This is a genomic window from Mycobacterium sp. NGS19 (assembly GCF_059813155.1).
Genome location: NZ_JCALEB010000005.1, coordinates 111482 through 134010, shown reverse-complemented (window position 1 = coordinate 134010; position 22529 = coordinate 111482). Strand labels below are relative to the sequence as shown.

Here is a 22529-nt window from a genome sequence, read left to right as displayed (position 1 = left end):
TCAGGCGCCCCGCACGGCGTGGCAGTTGTCAGCTGTATTTGATCATCAGACCGACGCCGATGATCGAGACCAGCCAGATCCCGACCACGAACAACGTCACCCGGTCGAGGTTCTTCTCCACCACCGTCGAGCCGGACAGACTCGACTGGACGCCGCCGCCGAACAGCGTCGACAGGCCGCCGCCCTTGGCGCGGTGCAGCAGCACGAGCAACACCACCAAGATGCTGGTGATCACCAGCAGGATCTGCAGGGCCATCTCCATGGCCGCTACCCTACCGTCTTCAACCGGGCAGGTCGGGCAGCGGGCCGCCGGCGGCGATGGCCGACATGATCGCGAACTGCTCGCCGTCCAGGGATGCACCGCCCACCAGCGCGCCGTCCACATCCGCCTGCGCAACGATGTCGCCGATGTTCTTGGCGTTCACCGACCCGCCATACAGCACCCGGATCGCGTCGGCGACCTGTGGGGACGTCAGCTTGGCCAGCTCGTCGCGGATCGCCTTGCACACCTCTTGGGCGTCGGCTGCGCTGGCCACCCGACCGGTGCCGATGGCCCACACCGGTTCGTAGGCGATCACCACCTGGGCGATCTGCTCCTGCGACAGCCCGGCGAGCGATCCGCGCAACTGCTCGACGTTGTGCGCGACGTGGTTGCCCGCCTCGCGGACCTCGAGGTGCTCGCCGATGCACACGATCGGGATCAGCTCGTGGCGGAACGCGGCGGCCGCCTTCGCGGCGACGAGCTCGTCGTCCTCGTTGTGGTAGGTGCGGCGCTCGGAGTGCCCGACCACAACGTAGGTGCAGCCCAGCTTGTTGAGGAACGCGCCGCTGATCTCTCCGGTGTAGGCGCCCTGGTCGTGCTGCGAAATGTCCTGGCCGCCGTACGTCAGCTTGAGCTTGTCACCGTCGACCAGCGTCTGCACCGAGCGCAAGTCGGTGAACGGCGGCAGCACGGCGACGTCGACCTTGTCGAAGTACTTCTCCGGCAGCGAGAACGCGATCTTCTGCACCAGCGCGATCGCTTCGAAGTGGTTGAGGTTCATTTTCCAATTGCCGGCGATCAGCGGCTTACGGCTCACGATTGCAGTACCTCTCACTCTTCTAGGACAGCGAGGCCCGGCAGTGTCTTGCCCTCAAGGTATTCCAGCGAGGCACCGCCGCCGGTGGAAATGTGCGAGAAGCCGTCTTCGGGCAATCCCAGCGCCCGCACGGCCGCGGCCGAGTCGCCACCGCCGACCACGCTGAAGGCGCCCTTGCGGGTGGCGCCGATGATCGCTTCAGCTACGCCCTTGGTGCCGGCGGCGAACGCCGGGAACTCGAAAACGCCCATCGGACCATTCCAGAACACGGTCTTGGCGTTCGAGAGCAGGGCCGTGAACCGCTTCACCGATTCCGGCCCGATGTCCAATCCCATCTTGTCGTCCGGGATCTGGCCTGCGCTGACAGTTTGTGAAGGCGAGTCGGCCTTGAATTCGTCGGCGACGACGATGTCGACCGGCAGGTGGATGACATCGGCATGGGTCTCGAGAAGTTCCTTGCAGGTGTCGATCATCTCGGGCTGTACCAGCGACTTGCCCACCGAAACCCCATGGGCGGCAAGGAAAGTGAAGCACATGCCGCCGCCGATCACCAGGCTGTCGGCCTTGGTGGCCAACTGCTCGATGACCGCGAGCTTGTCGGACACCTTGGACCCGCCCAGCACCACCGCATAGGGCCGCTCGGTGGAACTGGTGAGCTGGTGCAGCACATTGACTTCCGCCTCGACGAGCCTGCCGGCATAGTGCGGCAACAGCGTAGCGACGTCGTACACCGACGCCTGCTTGCGGTGCACCACCCCGAAGCCGTCGGACACGAAAGCACCGTCGGGCTCGACGAGTTCGGCGAGCTGACGAGCCAGCGCCATCCGTTCGGTGTCGTCCTTGCTGGTTTCCCGCGGGTCGAACCGGACGTTCTCGAGCAGCAGTACGTCGCCGTCCGTCAGGCCCTCGGCGCGGGCGAGAGCGTCCGCGCCGACGACGTCCCCGGCCAGTTGGACATGCCGGCCCAGCGCGTCACTGAGAGCCGCGGCAACCGGTTTCAGCGAGAACTTCGGGTCCGGACCGCTTTTGGGACGACCGAGGTGCGCGGTGATGACGACCTTCGCGCCGGCCTCGGCCAACGCCTTCAGCGTGGGCGCCGACGCGGTGATCCGGCCCGGATCGGTGATGCGGCCGTCGTCGTCGAGCGGGACGTTGAGGTCGGAGCGCACCAGCACTCCCCGTCCCGAAACTCCTTGTGCCAGAAGATCTTCGAGAGTAGGCAAGCCGGCCATGTCTACAGGGACTTGCCCACCAGCGCGACGAGGTCGACGAGCCGGTTGCTGTAGCCCCACTCGTTGTCGTACCAGGACACCACCTTGGCCTGGTTCTCGATGACCTTGGTCAGCCCGGAGTCGAAGATCGACGAGTGCGGGTCGGTGACGATGTCGCTGGACACGATCGGAGCGTCGTAGTACTTGAGGATGCCCTTGAGTTTGCCCTCGGCGGCGGCCTTGAACGCGGCGTTGATGTCCTCGACGCTGGCCGACTTGGAGATCTCGGCAGTCAGGTCGGTGACCGAGCCGGTAGGAATCGGCACGCGCAGCGCGTAGCCGTCGAGCTTGCCGTTCAGCTCGGGAAGCACCAGGCCGATGGCCTTGGCGGCACCGGTGGACGTCGGCACGATGTTCAGCGCGGCGGCCCGAGCGCGGCGCAGGTCCTTGTGCGGGCCGTCTTGCAGATTCTGGTCTTGCGTGTACGCGTGGATGGTGGTCATCAGACCGCGGACGATGCCGAACTCGTCGTGCAGCACTTTGGCAAGTGGCCCAAGGCAATTCGTGGTGCACGACGCGTTGCTGATGATGTTCTGGCTGCCGTCGTACTTGTCGTCGTTGACGCCGAGCACGACGGTGAGGTCTTCGCCCTTGGCGGGCGCGGAGATGATGACCTTCTTCGCGCCTGCTTCGAGGTGACCCTTGGCCTTGGCGGCGTCGGTGAACAAGCCGGTGGATTCGACGACGACGTCGACGCCGAGGTCACCCCACGGCAGCGCGGAGGGGCCTTCCTTGAGCTCGAGGGCCTTGATCTTGTTGGAGCCGACGACGATCGTGTCGTCGCCTTCGAGGCTGACGTCCTGCGGGAACCGGCCGAGAATCGAGTCGAATTTCAGCAGATGCGCCAAGGTGGCGTTGTCGGTGAGGTCGTTGACCGCCACGACCTCGAGGTCGGTGCTCTTGCCTTCGGCCTTCTGCGCTTCGAGGGCCCGGTAGAAGTTGCGTCCGATGCGACCGAAGCCGTTGATACCTATCCGGACCGTCACGTCTGTCTCCTTGGTCTGATGATTTCTCCCGGCCAGCCTAGTGGGAGGGCCTTTTCGCCGTGCGGCCGGTGGTGACGGCAGTGATCTGGTTAACGTGGTCGAGGTGCGCTACGAAGTGACCGACGACGACACCGCCGAGCGGGTCGGCAGCGGCGACGTTCCGGTGCTCGCGACGCCGCGGTTGATCGCATGGCTGGAAGCGGCGACGGTCCTGGCGGCCGCGCCGTTCACGGCGGCGGGCCAGACGACGGTCGGGACCGCGGTACGCGTCGAACATCGCCGGGCGACGAAGGTGGGCGGGATCGTCGAAGTCTCCGCCGAGCCGCCTGCGGCGCCTGACGGCCGGAGTCTGACATTCCGGGTTCGGGCCGTCGACGATTCGGGTCAGGTGGTTGCTGCCGGCGAAATCGACCGCGCGATCGTCGACCGGGAGAAGTTCTTGGCGCGCTTCGGCTGAGCCGTCGCCTGACGAGCCTCTAGATCGGGTGCGCCTCGAACCACTCCAGCAAGAGGTCGGCCGCTTTGTCGGGTTCTTGGTCGGGGATCCAATGCGAAACACCACGCAGCACTTCGAAGCGGTATTCGGCGCTGACGTATCGGGCCGTGTCACGGGCAGGCTTTTCCGTGAGCGCGATGTCGTCGTCGCTCCAGACGTACAGGGAGGGCACCGAGATCTTCTGGTTGGTCGTCCGGAAATCGTTCAGCGGAATCGCCCGGTACCAATTGAGCGCCGCCGTGAGCACACCAGGTTCGGCCATTCCCTTGGCATCTCGCTCGGCCGCCTGCGGGCTCTGGCCTGCCCTGCGCAGGAACCGGGCCATCAGTGCGGCTTTGCCCTTTCGTCCCAACAGCATCCGTTCGGGCAACCAGGGCAGCTGGAAGAAGAACATGTACCAGGATGCGAGACCCTGCCGGCTCGTGACGAAAGACTTGAGGAACGCCGCCGGGTGCGGGACCGAGAAGATCGACAGCGAGGCAAGACGTTCCGGGTACTCAGCGGCTGTCGCCCACGCCGCGAGAGCACCCCAGTCGTGCCCGACGAGGTGAACCCGGCTAGCGCCTACGGTGTCGATCAACGCGCGAACGTCCTCGACCAATTCCGGTGTGCGGTAGTCCCGCCGCCGCGGCGGCCGAGCGCCGGGCGAATAGCCACGCTGGTTCGGCGCGATGCACCGGTAGCCGCGCGGTGTCAGCCGCTCGATCACCCCGTTCCAGCTGCTGTTGAACTGCGGAAAGCCGTGCAGCAACACCACCACCGGACCGTCCGCCGGCCCTTCGTCGAGGTAGTCGAACGTCAGCTCGCCGCGGCGGTATTGCTTCACTATGCGTCCTCGAGAAGATCCGGGGTCACCGCCGACTCGGTGTCGGGGATGCCGTCCTGTTTGGCTTTTCTGTCGGCCATCGACAACAACCGCCGAATACGGCCTGCCACAGCGTCTTTCGTCATCGGCGGATCGGCGAGCCGGCCGAGTTCTTCCAACGACGCCTGTCGATGCTCCACTCGCAGCTTGCCCGCCGCAGCCAGATGGTCCGGCACCGTGTCGCCCAGAATCTCCAACGCCCGTTCCACCCGCGCCGCCGCCGCCACCGCCGCGCGTGCCGACCGCCGCAGGTTCGCATCGTCGAAATTGGCCAGCCGATTGGCGGTCGCCCGGACTTCGCGGCGCATGCGCCGCTCCTCCCATGTCAGCCTGCTGTCCTGCGCACCCATCCGCGTCAACAACGCCCCGATCGCCTCGCCGTCGCGCACCACGACGCGGTCACTGCCCCGCACCTCGCGCGCCTTGGCGCTGATTCCCAGCCGCCGCGCCGCACCGACGAGCGCCAGCGCCGCCTCCGGGCCGGGGCAGCTCACCTCCAGGGCCGACGAGCGTCCCGGCTCGGTCAACGAGCCGTGCGCCAAGAAGGCGCCGCGCCACGCGGCCTCCGCGTCCGCAACGCTGCCACCGACCACATGCGCCGGCAGCCCCCGCACCGGCCGGCCGCGCAGATCCAGCAGTCCGGTCTGGCGCGCCAGCGCCTCACCGTCTTTGGCCACTCGCACCACGTAACGGGTGTTCTTGCGAATCCCGCTGGCCGACAACACATGTACGACGGCGTTGTAGCCGTACAGGTCGAAGATGTCCTTCCGGAGCCGCCGCGCGATGATTCCGAGATCGACCTCGGCCTCGACGATCACTCGGCCGCCCACGATGTGCAGGCCGCCGGCGAAGCGCAGCAGCGCCGCAACTTCCGCCTTTCGCGCGCTCACCGAATTGACGACCAACCTGCTCAACTCGTCTTTGACCTCGGCGGTCATCGCCACGCGTCGTCACCTCCCGGTCCCTCTAACCGGCCGGCCGCAGGGGTCGGCACCGTGGGTGCCATCGGCATCGCTGATGCGCGGACCCGCACGCTGTCCAACACCGCAGCCAACTTCGCCGGATCGTGCAGGGACGTACCCGGCCGCGCTACGTCAGCAAACTTTACTTCCGCGTTGAGCAGCGTGGCCGTGCGCCGCAATTGGTCCCGCTCGCGGTCGCTGGGAACGCGTTCCGCGTCGACGATGATCTCGTCGACGCGGAAGCCGGGCGCGTGCTGTGACAGCACGTGAAGATGCCGTTCCGCAGAAAACCCGGCCGTCTCGCCCGGCTCGGCGGCCAGATTCAGCACCAGCGCCCGACGAGCCGACGTGGCTTGCAACGCCGCCGCGAGACCGGGGACCAGCACATGCGGAATCACGCTGGTGAACCACGAACCTGGGCCCAGCACAACGAGATCCGCAGCGAGGATCGCATCCACCGCCTGGCGGGTGGCCGGTGGATCGCCGGGCAGCAGCCGAACGCGTCGGACTTTTCCCGGCGTCGTCGCCACCGCGACCTGGCCGCGGATCACCCGGCTCATCCTCGGGTCGGACTCGAGCCCGGCGACGTCGGCCTCGATCTGCAGGGCGATCGGGCACATCGGCAGCACCCGGCCCTTGACACCCAAGATCCGCCCGAGTTCGTCGAGCGCGGCCACCGGGTCGGCCAGCACCTCGTTGAGCCCAGCAAGCAACAGATTGCCGATCGGATGACCGGCCAGCGCGCCGCTGCCGCCGAACCGGTGCTGCAGAATCGTGGCCCACAGTCGCCCGTACCGGCTGTCGGAAGCCAGAGCCGCCAACGCCATTCGAAGGTCACCCGGAGGTACGACGTCCAGCTCACTGCGCAGCCGGCCCGACGAACCGCCGTCGTCGGCGACGGTGACCACAGCGGTGACATGCGGGGTCAGCCGGCGCGCGGCGGACAGCGTCGCATACAACCCGTGCCCGCCGCCGAGCGCGACGATGCGGTGACTCATTCGCGGCCCAGATCCCGGTGCAGCACGCGCACCGACAGTTCGTCGTGCGGTTGCAACCGTTCGGCCAGCGCCTCAGCCATCGCGACACTCCGGTGTTTGCCGCCGGTGCAGCCGATGGCGACGGTCATGTAACGCTTCCCCTCCCGTCGGTATCCCTCGACGACGAGGGATAGCAGTCGATCGTAGGTGTCGAGGAACTCTTCGGCACCGGGTTGAGCCAACACGTATTCGCGCACCGCCGGGGCTTGCCCGGTTTGGGGGCGCAGTTCGTCGACCCAGTGCGGATTCGGCAGGAAACGGACATCCATCACCATGTCGGCGTCCATCGGCAACCCGTACTTGAATCCGAACGACTCAACCGTGACGCTGGTGTGCGCGACGGCCTCCCCACCGAACGCCCGCTCGATGCTCTCACGCAGCCCGCGCACCGACAGCGTGGAGGTGTCGATGATCAGGTCGGCTCCCTCCCGCAGCGGGGCCAGCATCCTGCGTTCGGCGGCGATGCCTTCAGCCAGCGTCTGGTCGCCCTGCAGCGGGTGGCTACGTCGCACCTGCTCGTAGCGGCGGACCAGGATGTCGTCGGACGCCTCCAAGAACAACACCTGGGGCCAGATGCCTCGGGCCGCCAAATCCTTACGCACCCATTCCAAATCGCCGGTGAATCCGCGTGAGCGCACGTCGAGCACCACCGCCAGCTGGGTGATCCGCGACCCGGCTGCCAGCCCGAGATCGACCATCTGCGCTATCAGCTCCGGCGGCAAATTGTCGGCGACGTACCACCCGAGGTCCTCGAGCACCTTGGCGGCGGTGCCACGTCCCGCACCCGACAGACCGGTCACCAGGACGACGTCGATCCCTGACTTCACCGCAGCCCCGTCGCCGGAGGTGTCTCGCAGCTCTTCGCCTGTGCCCTGGTCTGTCATCCGGATGCCCTGCTTCGATCATCGCCCATTGCGGCGGGCTCCGCGCCGGTTCCCGGCGAATCTGCGATTGCCGTCTCGTTCCTCGCGTCGTCGGCTCCGAGCGCATCGAGGACGGCACGCGCCGTCGCTAGCCCGATGCCGGGCACCGCGGTGATCTCCTCGACCGACGCCTGCTTGAGCCGGGCCACCGAACCGAAGTGCGCCACCAGCGCCTTGCGCCGCGCCTCCCCCAGCCCCCGCACCGAGTCCAGCGCCGACTCCGTCATCCGCTTCGACCGCTTGCTGCGGTGGTATGCGATTGCGAACCGGTGCGCCTCGTCGCGGACCCGCTGCAGCAGGAAAAGCCCCTCGCTGTTACGGGGCATGATCACCGGATCGGGTTCCGACGGCACCCACACCTCTTCGAGGCGCTTGGCCAGGCCGATCACGGCAACGTCGGTGATGCCCAGTTCGTCGAGCACCGCCTGGGCAGCGTTGACCTGGGGAGCGCCCCCGTCGACGACGAAAAGGTTTGGTGGATGAGCGAACCGGCGCGATGTGTCCGGGACGCGTGCCTCTGACAGATGGCGCCAGAACCGGCGCCGGGTGACCTCGGCGATCGACGCGACGTCGTCGGAGTGCCCGTCGCCGGCCGCCTCCCGGATCGCGAAGTGGCGGTAGTCCGATTTCTTCGGTAGCCCGTCCTCGAACACAACCAGCGAGGCAACCACGTCGGTGCCCTGCACATGGCTGACGTCCACGCACTCGATGCGCAACGGCGCCTCGGCCAGCCCGAGCGCATCCTGGATGCTCTGCAGCGCTTCGGATCTCGCGTTGAAGTCGCCGGCCCGCTTCAGCTTGTGCTGGGCCAGCGCCTCCTGCGCATTGCGCGCGACGGTTTCGGCCAGCGCGCGCTTGTCACCGCGCTGCGGCACCCGCAGCGACACCCGCGAACCGCGCAACGCCGACAACCACTCCGCCAGCTCGTCGGCATTGTCCGGCAGCACCGGCACCAGCACCTGGCGCGGCACGGGATTGGTGTATTCGTCTGCGGCGCCGTCTAATTCGGCCTGCTCTCCATAGAACTGCGTGAGGAATTGCTCTACCAGCACCTTGTGTGCCGATTCCTCTGGACCCGATGCCTTCTCGACGATCCAGCCGCGCTGCCCGCGCACCCGGCCACCGCGAACGTGGAACACCTGAACGGCGGCTTGGAGTTCGTCGTCGGCGAACGCGACCACGTCGGCGTCGGTGCCGTCACCAAACACCACCGCCTGTTTCTCCAGCGCCCGTTTGAGCGCGGAGACGTCGTCACGCAGCCGCGCGGCCCTTTCGAAGTCGAGCGCGGCCGCAGCCTCGTTCATCCGCTGCTCCATGTCGCGGATCATCCGGTCGGTCTTGCCCGACAAGAAGTCGCAGAAGTCCAGCACGATCTTGCGGTGCTCCTCGGCGCTGACCCGATACACGCACGGCGCCGAGCACTTGTCGATGTATCCGAGCAGGCACGGACGGTCAATCTGCCTGTGCCGCTTGAACACTCCCGCCGAGCAGGTACGGGCCGGGAACACGCGAGTGAGCAGATCGAGCGTCTCGCGGATCGCCCAGGCGTGCGAGTACGGGCCGAAGTAACGAACGCCTTTGCGGCGAGGCCCGCGGTACACCATCAGCCGGGGGTACTCCTCGTTGAGCGTGACCGCGAGCACCGGATACGACTTGTCGTCGCGGTAGCGGACGTTGAACCGAGGGTCGAACTCCTTGATCCAGTTGTACTCGAGCTGAAGCGCCTCCACCTCGGTGGTGACGACGGTCCACTCGACGCTGGCCGCGGTGGTGACCATCTGCCGGGTCCGAGGCGGCAGGCTGGTGATGTCGGCGAAGTAGGACGTCAGCCTGCTGCGCAGGCTTTTCGCCTTGCCGACGTAGATCACCCGGCCCTGGGTGTCCCGAAAGCGATAGACCCCGGGTTCGACGGGGATCGACCCGGGAGCGGGCCGGTACGTCGAGGGATCAGGCACCTGACCAGGTTAGTACCGGCGCCGCGACTGCCGTGAGCGCGGGAAAATGCGGGTGAGGACCGCGTGGAATACCGTTTCGGCGACTACTGCGTGGACCGGTACTTGGCGACGATCTCGCGCACCGCGTCCATCGCCGCGACCGCGCGCTCCTTGTCGACAGCCTGAATCGCCATCAGCGGTATGTACTCGTCGTCGGGCAGGTCGACGCGCGCCCAGCGCGCCCCGGGGGGAAACGACACGTCGACGACGTCGGCCCAGCCAATCAGCTTCTCGCCGAGCAGATTCCGCACGGCCAGTCCCGCCTCCCCCGCGCGCAGCCGCGGCCGCGCGAACAACAGCACGACCGCGGCGATCACCACGCCGAGCCCCGCGATCGCGACCTGGTCGGCGGTCTGGAACACCACCCCGGTCGAGCCGATCTTCAACAGCACGCCCACCGCTATGTGTGCCGCCAAGATCACGACCGCCCCGACGTAGGCGAACAACGGGGTCAGGTGCGGTCGCACCTGCAGGTCCCACTTCGCCGTCATGGCCTCAGCGCCGTCACGACCTCAGCTGCCGCAGCGTCAGCGCCGTCGACAGCGCCGCCGCTGTGGCCTGCGCTCCCTTGTCTTCGGCCGAGGACGGCAACCCGGCCCGATCCAGCGCCTGCTCCTCGGTGTCACAGGTCAACACGCCGTTGGCCACCGGCGTGCCCGCGTCCAGTGACACCCGCGTCAAGCCCTGGGTGACCGCGTCACATACGTAGTCGAAATGCGGTGTCTGCCCACGGATCACCACCCCGAGCGCGACGACGGCGTCGTGGTTGCGCGCCAACTCCTGTGCGACAACAGGGATTTCGATAGCGCCCAGCACTCTGACCACCGTCGGCTTGCGGACGCCGGCGTCCGCCGCCATGCGGCGTGCGCTGTCCAGCAACGCATCGCAGATCTTCTGATGCCAGGTGCTCGCGACAATGGCCAGCCGCATACCCGACGCATCGAGCGCCGGCATGTCCGGCACGCCGTGCGCCGGACTCACGCGGCGCTCACAGGGCTCCGCCGAATTCGCCTGGCAGCGCGTCGAAGTCGTCCAGCCCGGACAGGTCGTGGCCCATCCGGTCGCGCTTGGTGATCAGGTACCGGATGTTTTCCGCGTTCGCCCGCACCGGCAGTGGCACCCGCTCGATGATGTGCAGCCCGTACCCGTCGAGCCCCACCCGCTTGGCGGGGTTGTTGGTGAGCAGCCGCATCGAGCGCACACCGAGGTCGTAGAGGATCTGCGCACCCAGGCCGTAGTCGCGGGCGTCGGCGGGCAGGCCCAACTCGAGGTTCGCGTCCACGGTGTCGGCACCGGCGTCCTGTAACTGGTAGGCCTGCAGCTTGTGCATCAGCCCGATGCCGCGGCCCTCATGGCCACGCATGTACAACACCACGCCGCGGCCTTCTCGTGCGACCATCGCCATCGCCGCATCCAGTTGCGGGCCGCAGTCGCAGCGGCGCGAGCCGAACACGTCGCCGGTCAGGCACTCGGAGTGCACCCGCACCAGCACGTCCTCGCCGTCACCGATGTCGCCGCGCACCAGCGCGACGTGCTCGACGTCGTCGTAGATGCTCGTGTAGCCGACCGCCCGGAATTCGCCGTGTCGGGTGGGAATGCGTGCCTCGGCGATCAGCTCGACGTGCTTCTCGTGCTTACGCCGCCACTCGATCAGGTCGGCGATCGAAATGAGCGCCAAACCGTGGTCGTCGGCGAACACCCGCAGCTCCTCGGTCTGCGCCATCGCCCCTTCGTCCTTCTGGCTGACGATCTCGCAGATCGCGCCCGCGGGCTGCAACCCGGCCAGCTTGGCCAGATCGACTGCCGCCTCTGTGTGCCCGGGCCGCCGCAGCACCCCACCGTCCTTGGCGCGCAATGGCACCACATGCCCGGGGCGGGTGAAATCGCTTGCCACGCTTGACGGATCAGCCAGCAGACGCATCGTGGTGGCCCGGTCGGACGCCGAAATACCCGTTCCGACACCGTTTTTGGCGTCGACTGTCACAGTGTAGGCGGTGCCATGCTTGTCTTGGTTGACTGCGTACATCGGTAGCAAGCCGAGGCGGTCGCAGATCTCACCGGCCAGCGGCACGCATAGGTAACCGGACGTGTAGCGCACCATGAACGCGACCAGCTCCGGGGTGGCTTTCTCCGCCGCGAAGATCAGATCGCCTTCGTTCTCGCGGTCCTCGTCGTCGACGACGATCACCGCCTTGCCCGCTGCAATGTCCGCGACCGCGCGCTCGATGCTGTCCAACCTGGTCATGGTCGGTAACTCCTTCGGGCGGCGGCGCAGTGCCCCGCGCAGGCGCTGCTGCAGTCGAGTTTAGTGATTGGCGCCGGTCAGTTTCTCGACGTACTTCGCAATGACGTCGACTTCCAGGTTGACCTCGCCGCCGACCGCGACGCCTCCGAGCGTGGTCTGCGACAGCGTCGTCGGAATCAGCGACACTTCGAACCAGTCCTGACCTGCATCGTTACCCAACCCAGAGACCGTGAGGCTGACGCCGTCGACGGCGATCGACCCCTTCTCTACGACATAGCGGGCAAGCCCGGCGGGCAGCGCCATCCGTACTACCTCCCAGTGCTGGGAAGGAGTGCGCGAAATCACACGCCCGGTGCCGTCGACGTGGCCCTGGACGATGTGACCGCCCAGCCGCTTGTCCACGGTGACCGCCCGCTCGAGGTTCACCTCGGGGCGTTCGCCCACGTGCCGCAAAGTCGATCGGTTCAAAGTCTCGGCCATCACGTCGGTGGTGAACTCGCCGCCGGGCAACACCTGCACGACCGTCAGGCACACCCCGTTGACCGCAATCGAGTCGCCCGGCGAGGCGTCGCTGGTGACGACGGGACCGTGGATTCTGAGCCGGACGGCGTCCGAGAGGTCCGACTTCTCGACGACGCGCCCGACCTCTTCGACGATGCCGGTGAACACCAGCACAGGCTAGTGCGCAAACCCGAGTTGTCTGCGCGACCCTCTACGATGCAAGTCATGCCGTTCGGACGTCGAAGTATCGCAGCCCTGCTCGCCACCGTCGCCGTCACAACCTCACTTGTGGCGGGGTGCTCGAAGGACAAGGACGAAAACTCCGGCGCCCCGTTGCCGGACGCCACCACGCTGCTCAAGCAGTCCGCGCAGACCACCCGCGATCTGAAGAGCGCCCACCTGGAGATCGCGGTCAGCGGCAAGATCAAGGGATTGCCCATCAAGTCGCTCAGTGGTGACCTGACCAACTCGCCGGCCGTCGCAGCAAAGGGCAAGACCCGTCTCGTGGTGGCCGACAGCGAGGCCGAGGCCGACTTCGTGGTGTTCGACGGCACGCTCTACGCCGCCCTGGACCCCGGCCAGTGGAACGATTTCGGCGCCGCCGCGAACACCTACGACGTGTCGCTGATCCTCAATCCGGACACCGGGCTGGCGAACATCCTGTCGAACTTCAGCGACGCGAAGTCCGAGGGCCGGGAGACGATCAACGGGCTCCAGACCGTCAAGGTGACCGGCAAGGTCAGCCCGGACGCCGTCGACAAGCTCGCGCCGAAGGTCTCGTCGGAGCCGGTGCCGGGCACCGCGTGGATCCGCGAAGACGGCAACCATGACCTGGTCCAGGCGAAGCTGGAGCCGAGCCCGGGCAACAGCATCCAGATGACACTGTCCAAGTGGAACGAGCCGGTCACGGTCGAGAAGCCGCCGGTGTGATGAGCGCCGAAGCCCCGAACGCAAAAGTCCCAGAGCTGACCACGAAGACCTCCGCCGCTGCGCCACGGACCGGGCCGCACCGCGCGGTCGCAATCAGTGCTGGCAGCCTCGCGGTGCTGCTCGGCGCGCTCGACACCTACGTCGTCGTCACGATCATGCGCGACATCATGGGCGACGTCGGCATCGGCGTGAACGAGGTGCAGCGCGTCACCCCGATCATCACCTGGTACCTGCTCGGCTACATCGCAGCCATGCCGCTGCTCGGCCGGGCGTCCGACCGGTTCGGGCGCAAGCTGCTGCTGCAGCTCAGCCTGGTTGCCTTCGCGGCCGGCTCCGTGGTCACCGCCTTGTCCAGCGACCTGACGATGTTGGTGATCGGCCGGGTCATCCAGGGCACGGCCAGTGGTGCGCTGCTGCCGGTCACTTTCGCGCTCGCCGCCGACCTGTGGGCCCAGCGCAGCCGCGCGGCGGTGCTGGGCGGGATCGGCGCCGCTCAGGAACTGGGCAGCGTGCTCGGGCCGCTCTACGGCATCTTCATCGTCTGGCTGCTGAACAGCTGGCGCGACGTGTTCTGGATCAATGTGCCGCTCGTCGTGATCGCGATGGTGCTGATCCACTTCAACTTGCCTTCGCACGAACGTTCCGAAGGGCCGCCCGAACGTGTCGACGTGGTCGGCGGCGTGCTGCTGGCCATCGCGCTGGGTCTGGCTGTTCTAGGTCTGTACAACCCGCGACCCGACGGCAAGCAGGTGCTGCCCGACTGGGGTCTTCCCGTGCTGTGCGCGGCGCTGGTGGCGGCTCTGGCGTTCGCGGTTTGGGAGCGGTTCGCCCGCACCAGGTTGATCGAGCCCGCCGGCGTGCAGTTCCGGCCGTTCTTGTTCGCGCTCGGCGCGTCGGCATGCGCAGGGGCAGCGTTGATGGTGACGCTGGTGGACGTCGAGCTGTTCGGCCAGGGCGTGCTGTTCATGAGCCAGAACGAGGCCGCCATGCTGCTGCTGCGGTTCTTGATCGCGCTGCCCATCGGCGCGCTGCTGGGCGGGTGGTTGGCCACCCGCATAGGCGACCGGGTGATCGCGTTCGCCGGCCTGATGATCGCTGCGGGGGCGTACTGGCTGATCTCGTTCTGGAACGTCGACGTGTTGACCAAGCGCCACGACCTCGGACTGTTCACCCTGCCGACGTTCGACACCGACTTGGCGCTGGCTGGTTTGGGCCTTGGCTTGGTGATCGGACCGCTCACCTCGGCGGCGCTGCGCGTGGTGCCGCCGGCCCAGCACGGCATCGCGTCGTCGGCGGTGGTGGTGACCCGGATGATCGGCATGCTGGTGGGTGTCGCAGCGCTGTCGGCGTGGGGGCTGTACCGGTTCCAGCAGATCCTGCAGACCAAGCCGCGGTCGCACAGCAGGAACGCGCTGGACGTCGCCAACCAGATCGCCACCAACTACCGGGAGTCCTACGCCCAGGAGTACGGCGAAATCTTCACGGTCACCGCGATCGTCTGTGTGGTCGGCGCGGTGCTCGGGTTGTTCATCGCGGGCCGGGCCGCCCGCCCCGACGACGGCACAGCACCCGCGGCGCATGCCGAACCGCTCGCTTCCCGGCACTGAGCCGCGAGTTGAGGCATTTGCCTCATGTTTTTGCCGGTGAACCGGAGGAACCTTCCTGACGTGTACTAAGCGACCCAGGAGGCTCACGTGACCAACTCTGCGACAAAATCACACTCCCGGACCGCGGGAATCTTTGCTCTGGCCTACGGCGTCGCGGCATACGTTTTGTTCGTTGTCGTGTTCGTCTACGCGATCGCGTTCGTCGCCGACGCGGGATTTGTGCCCAAGACCATCAACCGTGGAGGACTCGGCGACGGCAGCCTCACCGCGACGGCGGTGCTCGTCGACGCCGGACTGCTGATGCTGTTCGCGGTTCAGCACAGCGGGATGGCGCGCGCCGGTTTCAAGCGGTGGATCACCCGCTTCGTGCCGCCCTCACTCGAGCGGTCGACATATGTATGGATGTCCAGCGTGTGCCTTGCGGCGCTGATCGTGTTCTGGTGGCCGATGACCCCGACGCTGTGGGACGTCACCACGCAGCCGTGGCGGGGCATCTTGATCGCAGCGGGTTTGTCGGGCTGGCTGATCGCCTTCACCAGCACCTTCTTGATCAACCACTTCGACCTGTTCGGTCTGCGGCAGGTGTTCATGCGGCTGAAGAACCGGCAACCGCAGCCGTATTCCTTTGTGACACCGGCCTTTTACCGCGTGATCCGCCACCCGCTGTACCTTGGGTTCCTGATCGCGTTCTGGGTGACTCCGACGATGACGCTGGGCCACCTGATCTTCGCGGTCGCCACCACCGGCTACATCCTGGTGGCCATCCAGTTCGAGGAGCGCGACCTGGTCCGCACGTTCGGCGAGCAGTACGCCGACTACCGCACCCGCGTGCCGATGCTCATTCCCGGCCTGCGGCACGGGTGATTGCTTCGATCTGCCGCTGATTGCCGCGACCCGTCATGGGTATCCGACGGTGGAAAATCTTTCGACGACGGAGGCAGATCATGAGTCTTGACGGTAAGAAGGTCGCGTTTCTGGTGGCGCCCGAAGGCGTCGAGCAAGTGGAGCTCACGGAGCCGTGGAAGGCAGTCAAAGAAGCCGGCGGCACCCCGGAGCTGGTGTCCACCGAAGTCGGCAAAGTGCAGGCGTTCAATCACCTCGACAAAGCCGACACGTTCGACGCCGACAAGGCCGCCGCTGACGTCAGCGTCGACGACTACGCCGGCCTGGTGCTACCGGGCGGAGTGGCCAATCCGGATTTCCTGCGTATGAATTCTGCCGCGGTCGAGTTCGTCAAAGGCTTCTTCGACGCGGGCAAGCCGGTGGCCGTCATCTGCCACGGCCCGTGGACGTTGGTCGAGGCGGACGTCGTGCGGGGCCGAACCATCACGTCGTGGCCGAGCCTGCAGACCGACATCCGCAACGCCGGCGGCAACTGGGTGGACGAGGAAGTGGTGGTGGACGACCGCCGCGGCAACACACTGATCTCCAGCCGCAAACCCGATGACCTGCCTGCGTTCTGCTCGAAATTGGTGGAGGCGTTTTCCCAATAGCACCGGCGGTGGGTAACGTCGCCACCATGCCGGGGATGGGCGGTGCGACGCCGTGTTGACGGCGGCGCTGCGCGACCTGCAATGGCGCAAGCGACGATTCGTCATCGCGATCGTGGGAACCGGATTGGTGTTCGCGATGACACTCGTTCTCACCGGACTTGCCAACGGATTTCGGGTCGAGGCATCCCGCACCGTCGACTCCCTGGGGCTCGACGGCTACCTGATCAAGTCGGGCGCGGCGGGGCCGTTCATCGGTTCGTCGCCGTTTCCGCCGGCGGAATTGCAGCGTGCGGCACGACTTCCGGGCGTCACGCTGGCGGTGCCGATGGTGTATGGCAGCACGACCGTCGCGGACGAGCGCAGCCCGCGCAACGTCAACGTGTTCGGCGCGCCCCAGGGCGGCCCCGGGATGCCGGCGGTCTCGGCCGGCCGGGTGCCCACGACGGCCGAAGAGATCGCGGTGTCGTCCACCATGGGTCGAGGTGTGGGCCAGGATCTCGAAATCGGCTCGCGCACAATGAGAATCGTGGGACTGGTCGACGACTCGACGGTGCTGGCGGGCCAGGCCAACGTGTTCTTGACAATGCAGGGCGCCCAACAGTTGCTGTTCTCCGGACAGCCGCTGATCTCGTCGATCGGCATTCGCGGCAACGGGATACGGCCGCCGGACGGCTACCGCTTCGTCGACCGTGCCGGAGCCATCGACGATCTGGTACGGCCGCTAAGCGGTGCGCGGCGGGCGATGACGCTGATGGCCGGGTTGCTGTGGGTGGTGGCGGCCATGATCGTCGGCTCGATGATCTACGTGTCGGTGCTCGAGCGGATCCGCGACTTCGCGGTGTTCAAGGCCGTCGGAGTGGCGACGCGGTCGATCATCGCGGGGCTGGCACTGCAGGCGGTGGTGGTCGCGGTGCTCGCGGCGCTGCTCGGTGGGGTGCTGTCCGTGCTGCTCGGGCCATTGTTTCCGATGCGAGTGGACATCCCGATCGCGGCGTTCGTGCTGCTTCCGGCGATCGCGGTGGTGATCGGCCTGCTGGCGAGCGTTGCGGGACTGCGGCGCGCCGTGACTGTCGACCCTGCGCTGGCGTTCGGGGGGCCCTGAGCCGTGGCAGATCTGCGGATCAAGGACCTGGTTGTCGAGTACGCCAGCGGCGAATATGCGGTGCGCCCGATCGACGGGCTGAACCTCGAGGTGAGCGCCGGCTCGTTGGCGATTCTGCTGGGGCCCAGCGGCTGCGGGAAGACGACGCTGCTGTCATGCCTCGGCGGCATCCTGAAACCGGCCGCGGGCCGGATCGAGTTCGGCGACATCGACTTGAGAAAGATCGACCGGCGAAGGCTGGCCGAGTACCGGCGTAACACCGTGGGCATCGTGTTCCAGGCGTTCAATCTGGTGCCGAGCCTGACCGCGCTGGAGAACGTGATGGTCCCGATGCGCGCGGCCGGCATGTCCCGGCACGCCGCCCGCCAGCGGGCCGGGGAACTGCTGACCCGCGTCGGGCTCTCCGAGCGGATGCGACACCGGCCCGGCGACATGTCCGGCGGCCAGCAGCAGCGGGTCGCGGTGGCGCGGGCCATCGCGTTGGACCCACCGCTGCTGCTGGCCGACGAGCCGACCGCCCATCTGGACTTCATCCAGGTGGAGGAGGTACTGCGGCTACTGCGGGAATTGGCGTCCGGCGATCGCGTCGTCGTGGTGGCCACCCATGACACCCGCATCCTGCCGCTGGCGGACCAAGTGGTGGAGCTGGTTCCGCACATGCCCCATTCGGACCATGCGCCGCAGACGGTGCGGCTGGAGCCGGGCGACGTGCTGTTCGAGCAGGGCACGATGGGCGACTGCATCTACGTGGTGTCCGAGGGCGAGGTCGAGATCCTCCGCGAATTGGCCAGCGGCGGTGAGGAAGTGCTGAAGGTCGCCGGGCCGGGCGACTACTTCGGCGAGATGGGCCCGCTGTTCGGGCTGCCCCGCTCGGCGACGGTCCGCGCCCGCAGTGACGCCGCGGTCATCGGCTACACGGTGCAGCAGTTCCGGGAACGCCTGGGCTCCACCGGTTTTCGCGACATCATCGAGCACAAGGAGCTCGGCGATTAGCTGGCGTTACCCGGGCACCAGACTCAGCAGCAGATCAGGGCCGATGCGTTCGACGCCGTCGTACTTCCACCGCAGCGCCTTGCCGATGGTCGCCACTCCCACGTCGTCGACCACGGTGACCGGCCCGCCCAGCAGGATGGGCGCTACGTAGGCAAGGATTCGGTCGACCAGTCCGGCCCGCAGGAACGCCCCGGCCAGCGTCGGACCGCCTTCCAGGATCACGTCGGTGCGGTCCGCCAGCGCCTTGATCACTTCACCAGGGTCACGCGTGCGGATCAGCATCGTCCGCGAGTCGTCATTGAGAACCCTTGCCTCGGGGGATATTTCGCGTTCACCTACCACGACGCGCAGCGGCTGGCGGGATGCCAGGCTGCCATCGGGCAGCCTGGCCGTGAGCGCCGGGTCGTCGGCGATCACCGTGCCGGTCCCCACCACGATCGCGTCGGCCACCGCGCGACGGCGATGCACGTCGGCTCGCGCCGCCTCACTGGTGATCCACTGGCTGGTTCCGTCGGCGGCCGCACTGCGCCCGTCGACACTGCCCGCGAATTTCCATGTGACATGCGGTGATCCACAGCGCTGCTTGTGCAGCCACTCCCGCAGCGTGCCGCGCGCGACGTCGTCGGCGAGAACCCCGCCGACCACTTCGACACCGCTGTCGCGCAGCCGCGCCCCTCCCCCGGCCGCCTGCGGGTTCGGGTCGGCCACCGCATACACCACCGTCGAAATGCCCGCGGTCACAAGCGCATCCACACACGGCGGCGTGCGACCGTGGTGATTGCACGGCTCGAGCGTCACCACGGCGGTGCCACCCTTCGCGAGCTGGCCGGCCCTGCGCAGCGCCACCACCTCAGCGTGCGGGCCGCCGGTGGGCTCGGTTCCGCCGACGCCGACGACCTCGCCGCCGGCGTCCAGGATCACCGCCCCGACAGGCGGATTCGGGTACGTCGCACCCTTCACCGACGCGGCGTGCTCGATCGCCAACCGCATCGCGTCGTCGTAAGCGGTCACAGTTTCAGGTGCTGTGACGCGTTGGCAGCCTGGCGGCGTAACGCTTCCACAGCGGCGGCGGGATCGTCGGCGCCGTACACCGCCGAGCCCGCGACAAAGCAGTCGACTCCGGCCAGCGCCGCCTCCTCGATCGTGTCCTCGTTGATGCCGCCGTCGATTTCGACCAGGATGGTCAGCTCTCCGGAGTCGACGAGCCGGCGTGCGGTGCCCACCTTGGCCAGCACCTCGGGAATGAACTGCTGGCCACCGAATCCCGGCTCCACGGACATGATCAGCAGCGTGTCGAACTCGCGAAGGATTTCCAGGTACGGCTCCAGCGGGGTGCCGGGCTTGACTGACAGTCCGGCCTTCGCCCCGGCGGCGCGGATGTCGCGCGCCACGGCGACGGGATTGTCGGTGGCCTCCGCATGGAAGGTGACGTTGTAGGCGCCGGCCTCGGCGTACGGCGGAGCCCAGCGTTCGGGGTTCTCGATCATCAGGTGGCAGTCCATCGGGATGTCGGTGACCGCCAGCAGGCTTTCGACGACGGGCAGACCGATGGTGAGGTTGGGCACGAAGTGGTTGTCCATCACGTCCACGTGCAGCCAGTCGGCGCCGGCGACAGCCGCGGCCTCGTCGGCGAGGCGGGCAAAGTCGGCGGCGAGGATCGACGGCGCGATCAGCGGTGCGGCCATGGCCTCAGCCTAATTTGCGCAGTGCAGCGGCGAACATCGCGTCGGTGCCGTGCCGGTGTGGCCACAGCTGTACATGTGGCCCGTCGCCCAGCCGGTCGGCCGGCGCGAACAACGGTCGGCTGTCCAGCGCCGTCACCGGGTGGCGGCGGAGCGCGTGGGCGACGACGCCGACGGTCTCGGCCAGGTGCGGCGAGCAGGTGGCGTAGACCACCACGCCGCCGGGGCGGGTCAGCTCGATCGCCGAGGCCAACAGTTCGCGCTGCAGCTTGGCCAGCTGCGGCACGTCTCCCGGGCCTCGTCGCCACCGGGCTTCCGGCCGCCGGCGCAATGCTCCCAGCCCGGTGCACGGCGCGTCGACGAGCACGCGGTCGAAACCCGTTGCCAATCCGGGGTTTCGGCCGTCGACACGTAGAACTTCGACGTCGAGGCCGCGAGTGTTCTGTTCGACCAGATCGGCCCGGCGCGGCGCGGGTTCCACCGCAGTGACCCGGGCACCGGATGACGCGCCCAGAGCCGCCAGCAGCGCGGTCTTGCCGCCGGGTCCCGCGCACAAATCCAGCCAGCGCCCGCCGTCGTCGCCGTCGAGCTCCGCGAGCGCAAGTGCCCGGGCCACCAGCTGGCTGCCTTCGTCCTGCACCAGCGCCTGGCCGTCGCGCACCGGCCTCAGCCGACCGGGATCCCCGCCGCTCAGGTACACCGCGTACGGCGAGTAGCGGCCGACCGTGCCGCCTACCGCGTCCGCGAGCCCGGCGGCAGTGATGACACCGGGGCGGGCTGCCAGGTGCACCGCCGGTCGGGCGTTGTCGCTGGCCAGCAGTGCGCCGAGTTCGGCGGCGTCGCGGCCCAACGCGTCGGCGAAGGCCTGAGCGATCCAGCGCGGGTGAGCGTGCACGAACGCAATGTGCCCGACCGGGTCGGTGGTGGCGTCCGGGGCCAGTTCGGCCACCCATGTCTGCTCGTCCTTGGCGGCGATGGCGCGGAGCACCGCGTTGACGAAACCCGCTCTGGCAGAATCGAACTCGATGCCGGCCTGCTCGACGGTGGTGGACACCGCGGCGTGGGTGTCGACGCGCGTGTGCAGTAGTTGGTACACGCCCAGCCGCAGCAGGTCGAGCAGGACGGGGTCGATGCGCTCGGGCGGCCGGTCGGCGGCCGTGGCGATGACCGCGTCCAGCAGACCCCGCATGCGGCACGCGCCGTAGGCCAGCTCGGTGGCGAAAGCGGCGTCGCGGCCGGTGATGCCGCGTTCGTTCAGAAGCGCCGGCAGCGCGAGGTTCGCGTACGCGTCCCGCTCGGACACTGCTCGCAGCACGTCGAATGCGGCGCGGCGAGCCGGATCCAGCGGTTTGCGGCGCGGCGTCGACGTGCGGCCCCGGCGCGGCGGCGGTTTACGGCGCGGCCCGGTCACGATGCGCGCGCCGAGTCGGGCAGACGTGCGCCGCGGGCCCAGTCGGCCGCGGGCATCGGCTTCTTGCCGGGCGGCTGCACCTGGCCGAGCAGGACCGGCACTGAGCCGGTGCCGACGCGCACACCATGGCGGCTCACCTGCAGCTGTCCCGGTGGCAGCGGATCGGCCTGCTCGTCCACGGTCACCGGGCCGATCTTCAGCCGGATGTCCGCGACGACGGTCCACGCGCCCGGATTCGGCGTGACCGCGCGGATTTTGCGCTCGACGGCCGGTGCGGGCAGCTCCCAACGAATGCGTGCGTCGTCGACGGTCACCTTGGGGGCGATGCTGACCCCGTCCGAAGGTTGCGGCACGGCGACCAGCGTGCCGTCGGCGATGCCGTCCAGCGTCGACTCCAACAGCGCCGCTCCGGATACCGAAAGGCGTTGCAGCAGTTCGCCTGCGGTGTCATGAGGCTTGATGGCTTCGGTGACCACGCCGTACACCGGCCCGCTGTCCAGCTCGCGCACGATGCGGAACGTCGTCGCACCGGTCACGGTGTCGCCGGCGGCGATCGCGGCCTGCACGGGCGCTGCACCCCGCCACGCCGGCAGCAGCGAGAAATGCAGATTCACCCAGCCGTGCGGGGGGATCGCCAGCAGCGCGTCGCCGAGCAGCGCACCGTACGCCACCACCGGGCAGCAGTCGGGCGCCAATGCGGCCAGCTCTTCGACGAATTCGTCGGAGTTCGGGCGCCGCGGCGTGAGCACCGGGATGCCCTGTTCGCGGGCCAGCCGGGCCACCGGCGATGGTGTGGGCTTGCCGCGCCGGCCGGAGACCGCGTCGGGCCGGGTCAGTACTGCGACCACGTCGTGGCGCGGCGACGCGATCAGCCGCCGCAGCGAGGGCAAGGCGGCTTCCGGGGTGCCGGCGAAGACCAGTCGCACTACCGTGAACCCTTCTCTTCGCGCAA

The 22529-nt window shown here is 67.9% G+C and carries 24 protein-coding genes; 7 read left to right on the top strand and 17 right to left on the bottom strand.

Translation table 11 applies throughout. The features are described from left to right. Positions 1–28 precede the first annotated feature (28 nt). From secG to gap, 4 genes are read right to left on the bottom strand one after another with little or no spacing between them, the layout of a single operon-like run. The gene (gene secG / locus AC5Y4N_RS16295) at positions 29–262 is read right to left on the bottom strand and encodes a preprotein translocase subunit SecG (RefSeq protein ID WP_499911897.1); all 234 of its coding nucleotides are present in this window, start codon (positions 260–262) and stop codon (positions 29–31) included. A gap of 19 nt (positions 263–281) precedes the next feature. After that, positions 282–1079 carry a triose-phosphate isomerase gene (tpiA, locus tag AC5Y4N_RS16290; RefSeq protein ID WP_499911895.1) on the bottom strand — a complete coding sequence of 266 codons (798 nt, stop codon included), beginning with the start codon at positions 1077–1079 and terminating at the stop codon, positions 282–284. 14 nt (positions 1080–1093) lie between these two features. After that, the gene (locus AC5Y4N_RS16285) at positions 1094–2311 is read right to left on the bottom strand and encodes a phosphoglycerate kinase (protein ID WP_499911891.1); all 1218 of its coding nucleotides are present in this window, start codon (positions 2309–2311) and stop codon (positions 1094–1096) included. Between the two features lie 2 nt (positions 2312–2313). Then, positions 2314–3336, bottom strand: a complete 1023-nt coding sequence (gene gap / locus AC5Y4N_RS16280) for a type I glyceraldehyde-3-phosphate dehydrogenase (RefSeq protein ID WP_499911886.1) — start codon at positions 3334–3336, stop codon at positions 2314–2316. Between the two features lie 103 nt (positions 3337–3439). On the opposite strand from gap, the gene AC5Y4N_RS16275 reads away from it, so the two are divergent. Further along, positions 3440–3793 carry a thioesterase family protein gene (locus AC5Y4N_RS16275; RefSeq protein WP_499911883.1) on the top strand — a complete coding sequence of 118 codons (354 nt, stop codon included), beginning with the start codon at positions 3440–3442 and terminating at the stop codon, positions 3791–3793. Between the two features lie 19 nt (positions 3794–3812). On the opposite strand, the gene AC5Y4N_RS16270 is transcribed toward AC5Y4N_RS16275, so the two are convergent. The 9 genes from AC5Y4N_RS16270 to AC5Y4N_RS16230 all read right to left on the bottom strand — a co-directional run bounded on the left by AC5Y4N_RS16270 (position 3813) and on the right by AC5Y4N_RS16230 (position 12527). Then, the gene (locus AC5Y4N_RS16270) at positions 3813–4658 is read right to left on the bottom strand and encodes an alpha/beta fold hydrolase (RefSeq protein WP_499911879.1); all 846 of its coding nucleotides are present in this window, start codon (positions 4656–4658) and stop codon (positions 3813–3815) included. Further along, entirely contained in the window at positions 4658–5635 is a 978-nt protein-coding gene (gene whiA, locus AC5Y4N_RS16265) for a DNA-binding protein WhiA (RefSeq protein WP_499912000.1), read from the bottom strand. Before whiA ends, AC5Y4N_RS16270 begins: the two co-directional genes overlap by 1 nt. After that, positions 5632–6657, bottom strand: a complete 1026-nt coding sequence (locus AC5Y4N_RS16260) for a gluconeogenesis factor YvcK family protein (protein ID WP_499911876.1) — start codon at positions 6655–6657, stop codon at positions 5632–5634. Before AC5Y4N_RS16260 ends, whiA begins: the two co-directional genes overlap by 4 nt. Further along, complete coding sequence (gene rapZ, locus AC5Y4N_RS16255) at positions 6654–7580, bottom strand: RNase adapter RapZ (protein WP_499911874.1); 927 nt, start codon at positions 7578–7580, stop codon at positions 6654–6656. Before rapZ ends, AC5Y4N_RS16260 begins: the two co-directional genes overlap by 4 nt. Then, positions 7577–9574 carry an excinuclease ABC subunit UvrC gene (gene uvrC, locus AC5Y4N_RS16250; protein ID WP_499911872.1) on the bottom strand — a complete coding sequence of 666 codons (1998 nt, stop codon included), beginning with the start codon at positions 9572–9574 and terminating at the stop codon, positions 7577–7579. The genes rapZ and uvrC overlap by 4 nt, the downstream gene beginning before the upstream one ends. A gap of 83 nt (positions 9575–9657) precedes the next feature. Continuing rightward, positions 9658–10104 (bottom strand): PH domain-containing protein, encoded by a 447-nt coding sequence (locus AC5Y4N_RS16245; protein WP_499911870.1) that lies wholly within the window; start codon positions 10102–10104, stop codon positions 9658–9660. A 13-nt stretch (positions 10105–10117) separates the two neighbouring features. Continuing rightward, positions 10118–10567, bottom strand: a complete 450-nt coding sequence (gene ribH / locus AC5Y4N_RS16240) for a 6,7-dimethyl-8-ribityllumazine synthase (RefSeq protein ID WP_499911998.1) — start codon at positions 10565–10567, stop codon at positions 10118–10120. A gap of 34 nt (positions 10568–10601) precedes the next feature. Continuing rightward, positions 10602–11858: a bifunctional 3,4-dihydroxy-2-butanone-4-phosphate synthase/GTP cyclohydrolase II gene (locus AC5Y4N_RS16235; protein WP_499911868.1), complete on the bottom strand. Its 1257-nt coding sequence runs from the start codon at positions 11856–11858 to the stop codon at positions 10602–10604. 60 nt (positions 11859–11918) lie between these two features. Next, positions 11919–12527 (bottom strand): riboflavin synthase, encoded by a 609-nt coding sequence (locus AC5Y4N_RS16230; RefSeq protein ID WP_499911866.1) that lies wholly within the window; start codon positions 12525–12527, stop codon positions 11919–11921. Positions 12528–12575: 48 nt separating this feature from the next. On the opposite strand from AC5Y4N_RS16230, the gene AC5Y4N_RS16225 reads away from it, so the two are divergent. The 6 genes from AC5Y4N_RS16225 (at position 12576) to AC5Y4N_RS16200 (ending at position 18484) form a co-directional block, all read left to right on the top strand. Continuing rightward, entirely contained in the window at positions 12576–13289 is a 714-nt protein-coding gene (locus AC5Y4N_RS16225; RefSeq protein ID WP_499911863.1) for an LppX_LprAFG lipoprotein, read from the top strand. Next, complete coding sequence (locus AC5Y4N_RS16220; protein WP_499911861.1) at positions 13250–14896, top strand: MFS transporter; 1647 nt, start codon at positions 13250–13252, stop codon at positions 14894–14896. The genes AC5Y4N_RS16225 and AC5Y4N_RS16220 overlap by 40 nt, the downstream gene beginning before the upstream one ends. Positions 14897–14983: 87 nt before the next feature. Next, entirely contained in the window at positions 14984–15760 is a 777-nt protein-coding gene (mddA, locus tag AC5Y4N_RS16215; RefSeq protein ID WP_499911857.1) for a methanethiol S-methyltransferase, read from the top strand. A gap of 80 nt (positions 15761–15840) precedes the next feature. Then, positions 15841–16389, top strand: a complete 549-nt coding sequence (locus AC5Y4N_RS16210) for a type 1 glutamine amidotransferase domain-containing protein (protein WP_499911855.1) — start codon at positions 15841–15843, stop codon at positions 16387–16389. A gap of 52 nt (positions 16390–16441) precedes the next feature. Next, positions 16442–17491 (top strand): ABC transporter permease, encoded by a 1050-nt coding sequence (locus AC5Y4N_RS16205; RefSeq protein WP_499911853.1) that lies wholly within the window; start codon positions 16442–16444, stop codon positions 17489–17491. 3 nt (positions 17492–17494) lie between these two features. Further along, positions 17495–18484 (top strand): ABC transporter ATP-binding protein, encoded by a 990-nt coding sequence (locus tag AC5Y4N_RS16200; RefSeq protein ID WP_499911851.1) that lies wholly within the window; start codon positions 17495–17497, stop codon positions 18482–18484. A 6-nt stretch (positions 18485–18490) separates the two neighbouring features. Here AC5Y4N_RS16200 and ribD read toward each other — a convergent pair whose 3' ends face one another. Genes ribD through fmt form a run of 4 tightly spaced genes read right to left on the bottom strand, consistent with a single transcriptional unit; the run spans position 18491 to position 22503 of the window. After that, on the bottom strand, positions 18491–19474 hold the full coding sequence (gene ribD, locus AC5Y4N_RS16195; protein WP_499911996.1) for a bifunctional diaminohydroxyphosphoribosylaminopyrimidine deaminase/5-amino-6-(5-phosphoribosylamino)uracil reductase RibD: 984 nt from the start codon (positions 19472–19474) through the stop codon (positions 18491–18493). 17 nt (positions 19475–19491) lie between these two features. Next, the gene (rpe, locus tag AC5Y4N_RS16190) at positions 19492–20169 is read right to left on the bottom strand and encodes a ribulose-phosphate 3-epimerase (protein WP_499911849.1); all 678 of its coding nucleotides are present in this window, start codon (positions 20167–20169) and stop codon (positions 19492–19494) included. A 4-nt stretch (positions 20170–20173) separates the two neighbouring features. Further along, positions 20174–21577, bottom strand: a complete 1404-nt coding sequence (locus AC5Y4N_RS16185) for an RsmB/NOP family class I SAM-dependent RNA methyltransferase (protein ID WP_499911847.1) — start codon at positions 21575–21577, stop codon at positions 20174–20176. Then, positions 21574–22503 (bottom strand): methionyl-tRNA formyltransferase, encoded by a 930-nt coding sequence (gene fmt, locus AC5Y4N_RS16180; protein WP_499911844.1) that lies wholly within the window; start codon positions 22501–22503, stop codon positions 21574–21576. The genes AC5Y4N_RS16185 and fmt overlap by 4 nt, the downstream gene beginning before the upstream one ends. Between the last annotated feature and the right edge of the window lie 26 nt (positions 22504–22529).

Excerpts from the sequence above, each read along its gene's own strand:
- AC5Y4N_RS16235 (WP_499911868.1), bottom strand. The coding sequence starts at position 11,858 with ATGACCAGGTTGGACAGCATCGAGCGCGCGGTCGCGGACATTGCAGCG.
- ribD (WP_499911996.1), bottom strand. The coding sequence starts at position 19,474 with ATGCGGTTGGCGATCGAGCACGCCGCGTCGGTGAAGGGTGCGACGTAC.
- ribH (WP_499911998.1), bottom strand. The coding sequence starts at position 10,567 with ATGCCGGCGCTCGATGCGTCGGGTATGCGGCTGGCCATTGTCGCGAGC.
- AC5Y4N_RS16225 (WP_499911863.1), top strand. The coding sequence starts at position 12,576 with ATGCAAGTCATGCCGTTCGGACGTCGAAGTATCGCAGCCCTGCTCGCC.
- AC5Y4N_RS16260 (WP_499911876.1), bottom strand. The coding sequence starts at position 6,657 with ATGAGTCACCGCATCGTCGCGCTCGGCGGCGGGCACGGGTTGTATGCG.
- rpe (WP_499911849.1), bottom strand. The coding sequence starts at position 20,169 with ATGGCCGCACCGCTGATCGCGCCGTCGATCCTCGCCGCCGACTTTGCC.
- whiA (WP_499912000.1), bottom strand. The coding sequence starts at position 5,635 with ATGACCGCCGAGGTCAAAGACGAGTTGAGCAGGTTGGTCGTCAATTCG.
- AC5Y4N_RS16285 (WP_499911891.1), bottom strand. The coding sequence starts at position 2,311 with ATGGCCGGCTTGCCTACTCTCGAAGATCTTCTGGCACAAGGAGTTTCG.
- rapZ (WP_499911874.1), bottom strand. The coding sequence starts at position 7,580 with ATGACAGACCAGGGCACAGGCGAAGAGCTGCGAGACACCTCCGGCGAC.
- AC5Y4N_RS16245 (WP_499911870.1), bottom strand. The coding sequence starts at position 10,104 with ATGACGGCGAAGTGGGACCTGCAGGTGCGACCGCACCTGACCCCGTTG.
- AC5Y4N_RS16210 (WP_499911855.1), top strand. The coding sequence starts at position 15,841 with ATGAGTCTTGACGGTAAGAAGGTCGCGTTTCTGGTGGCGCCCGAAGGC.
- secG (WP_499911897.1), bottom strand. The coding sequence starts at position 262 with ATGGAGATGGCCCTGCAGATCCTGCTGGTGATCACCAGCATCTTGGTG.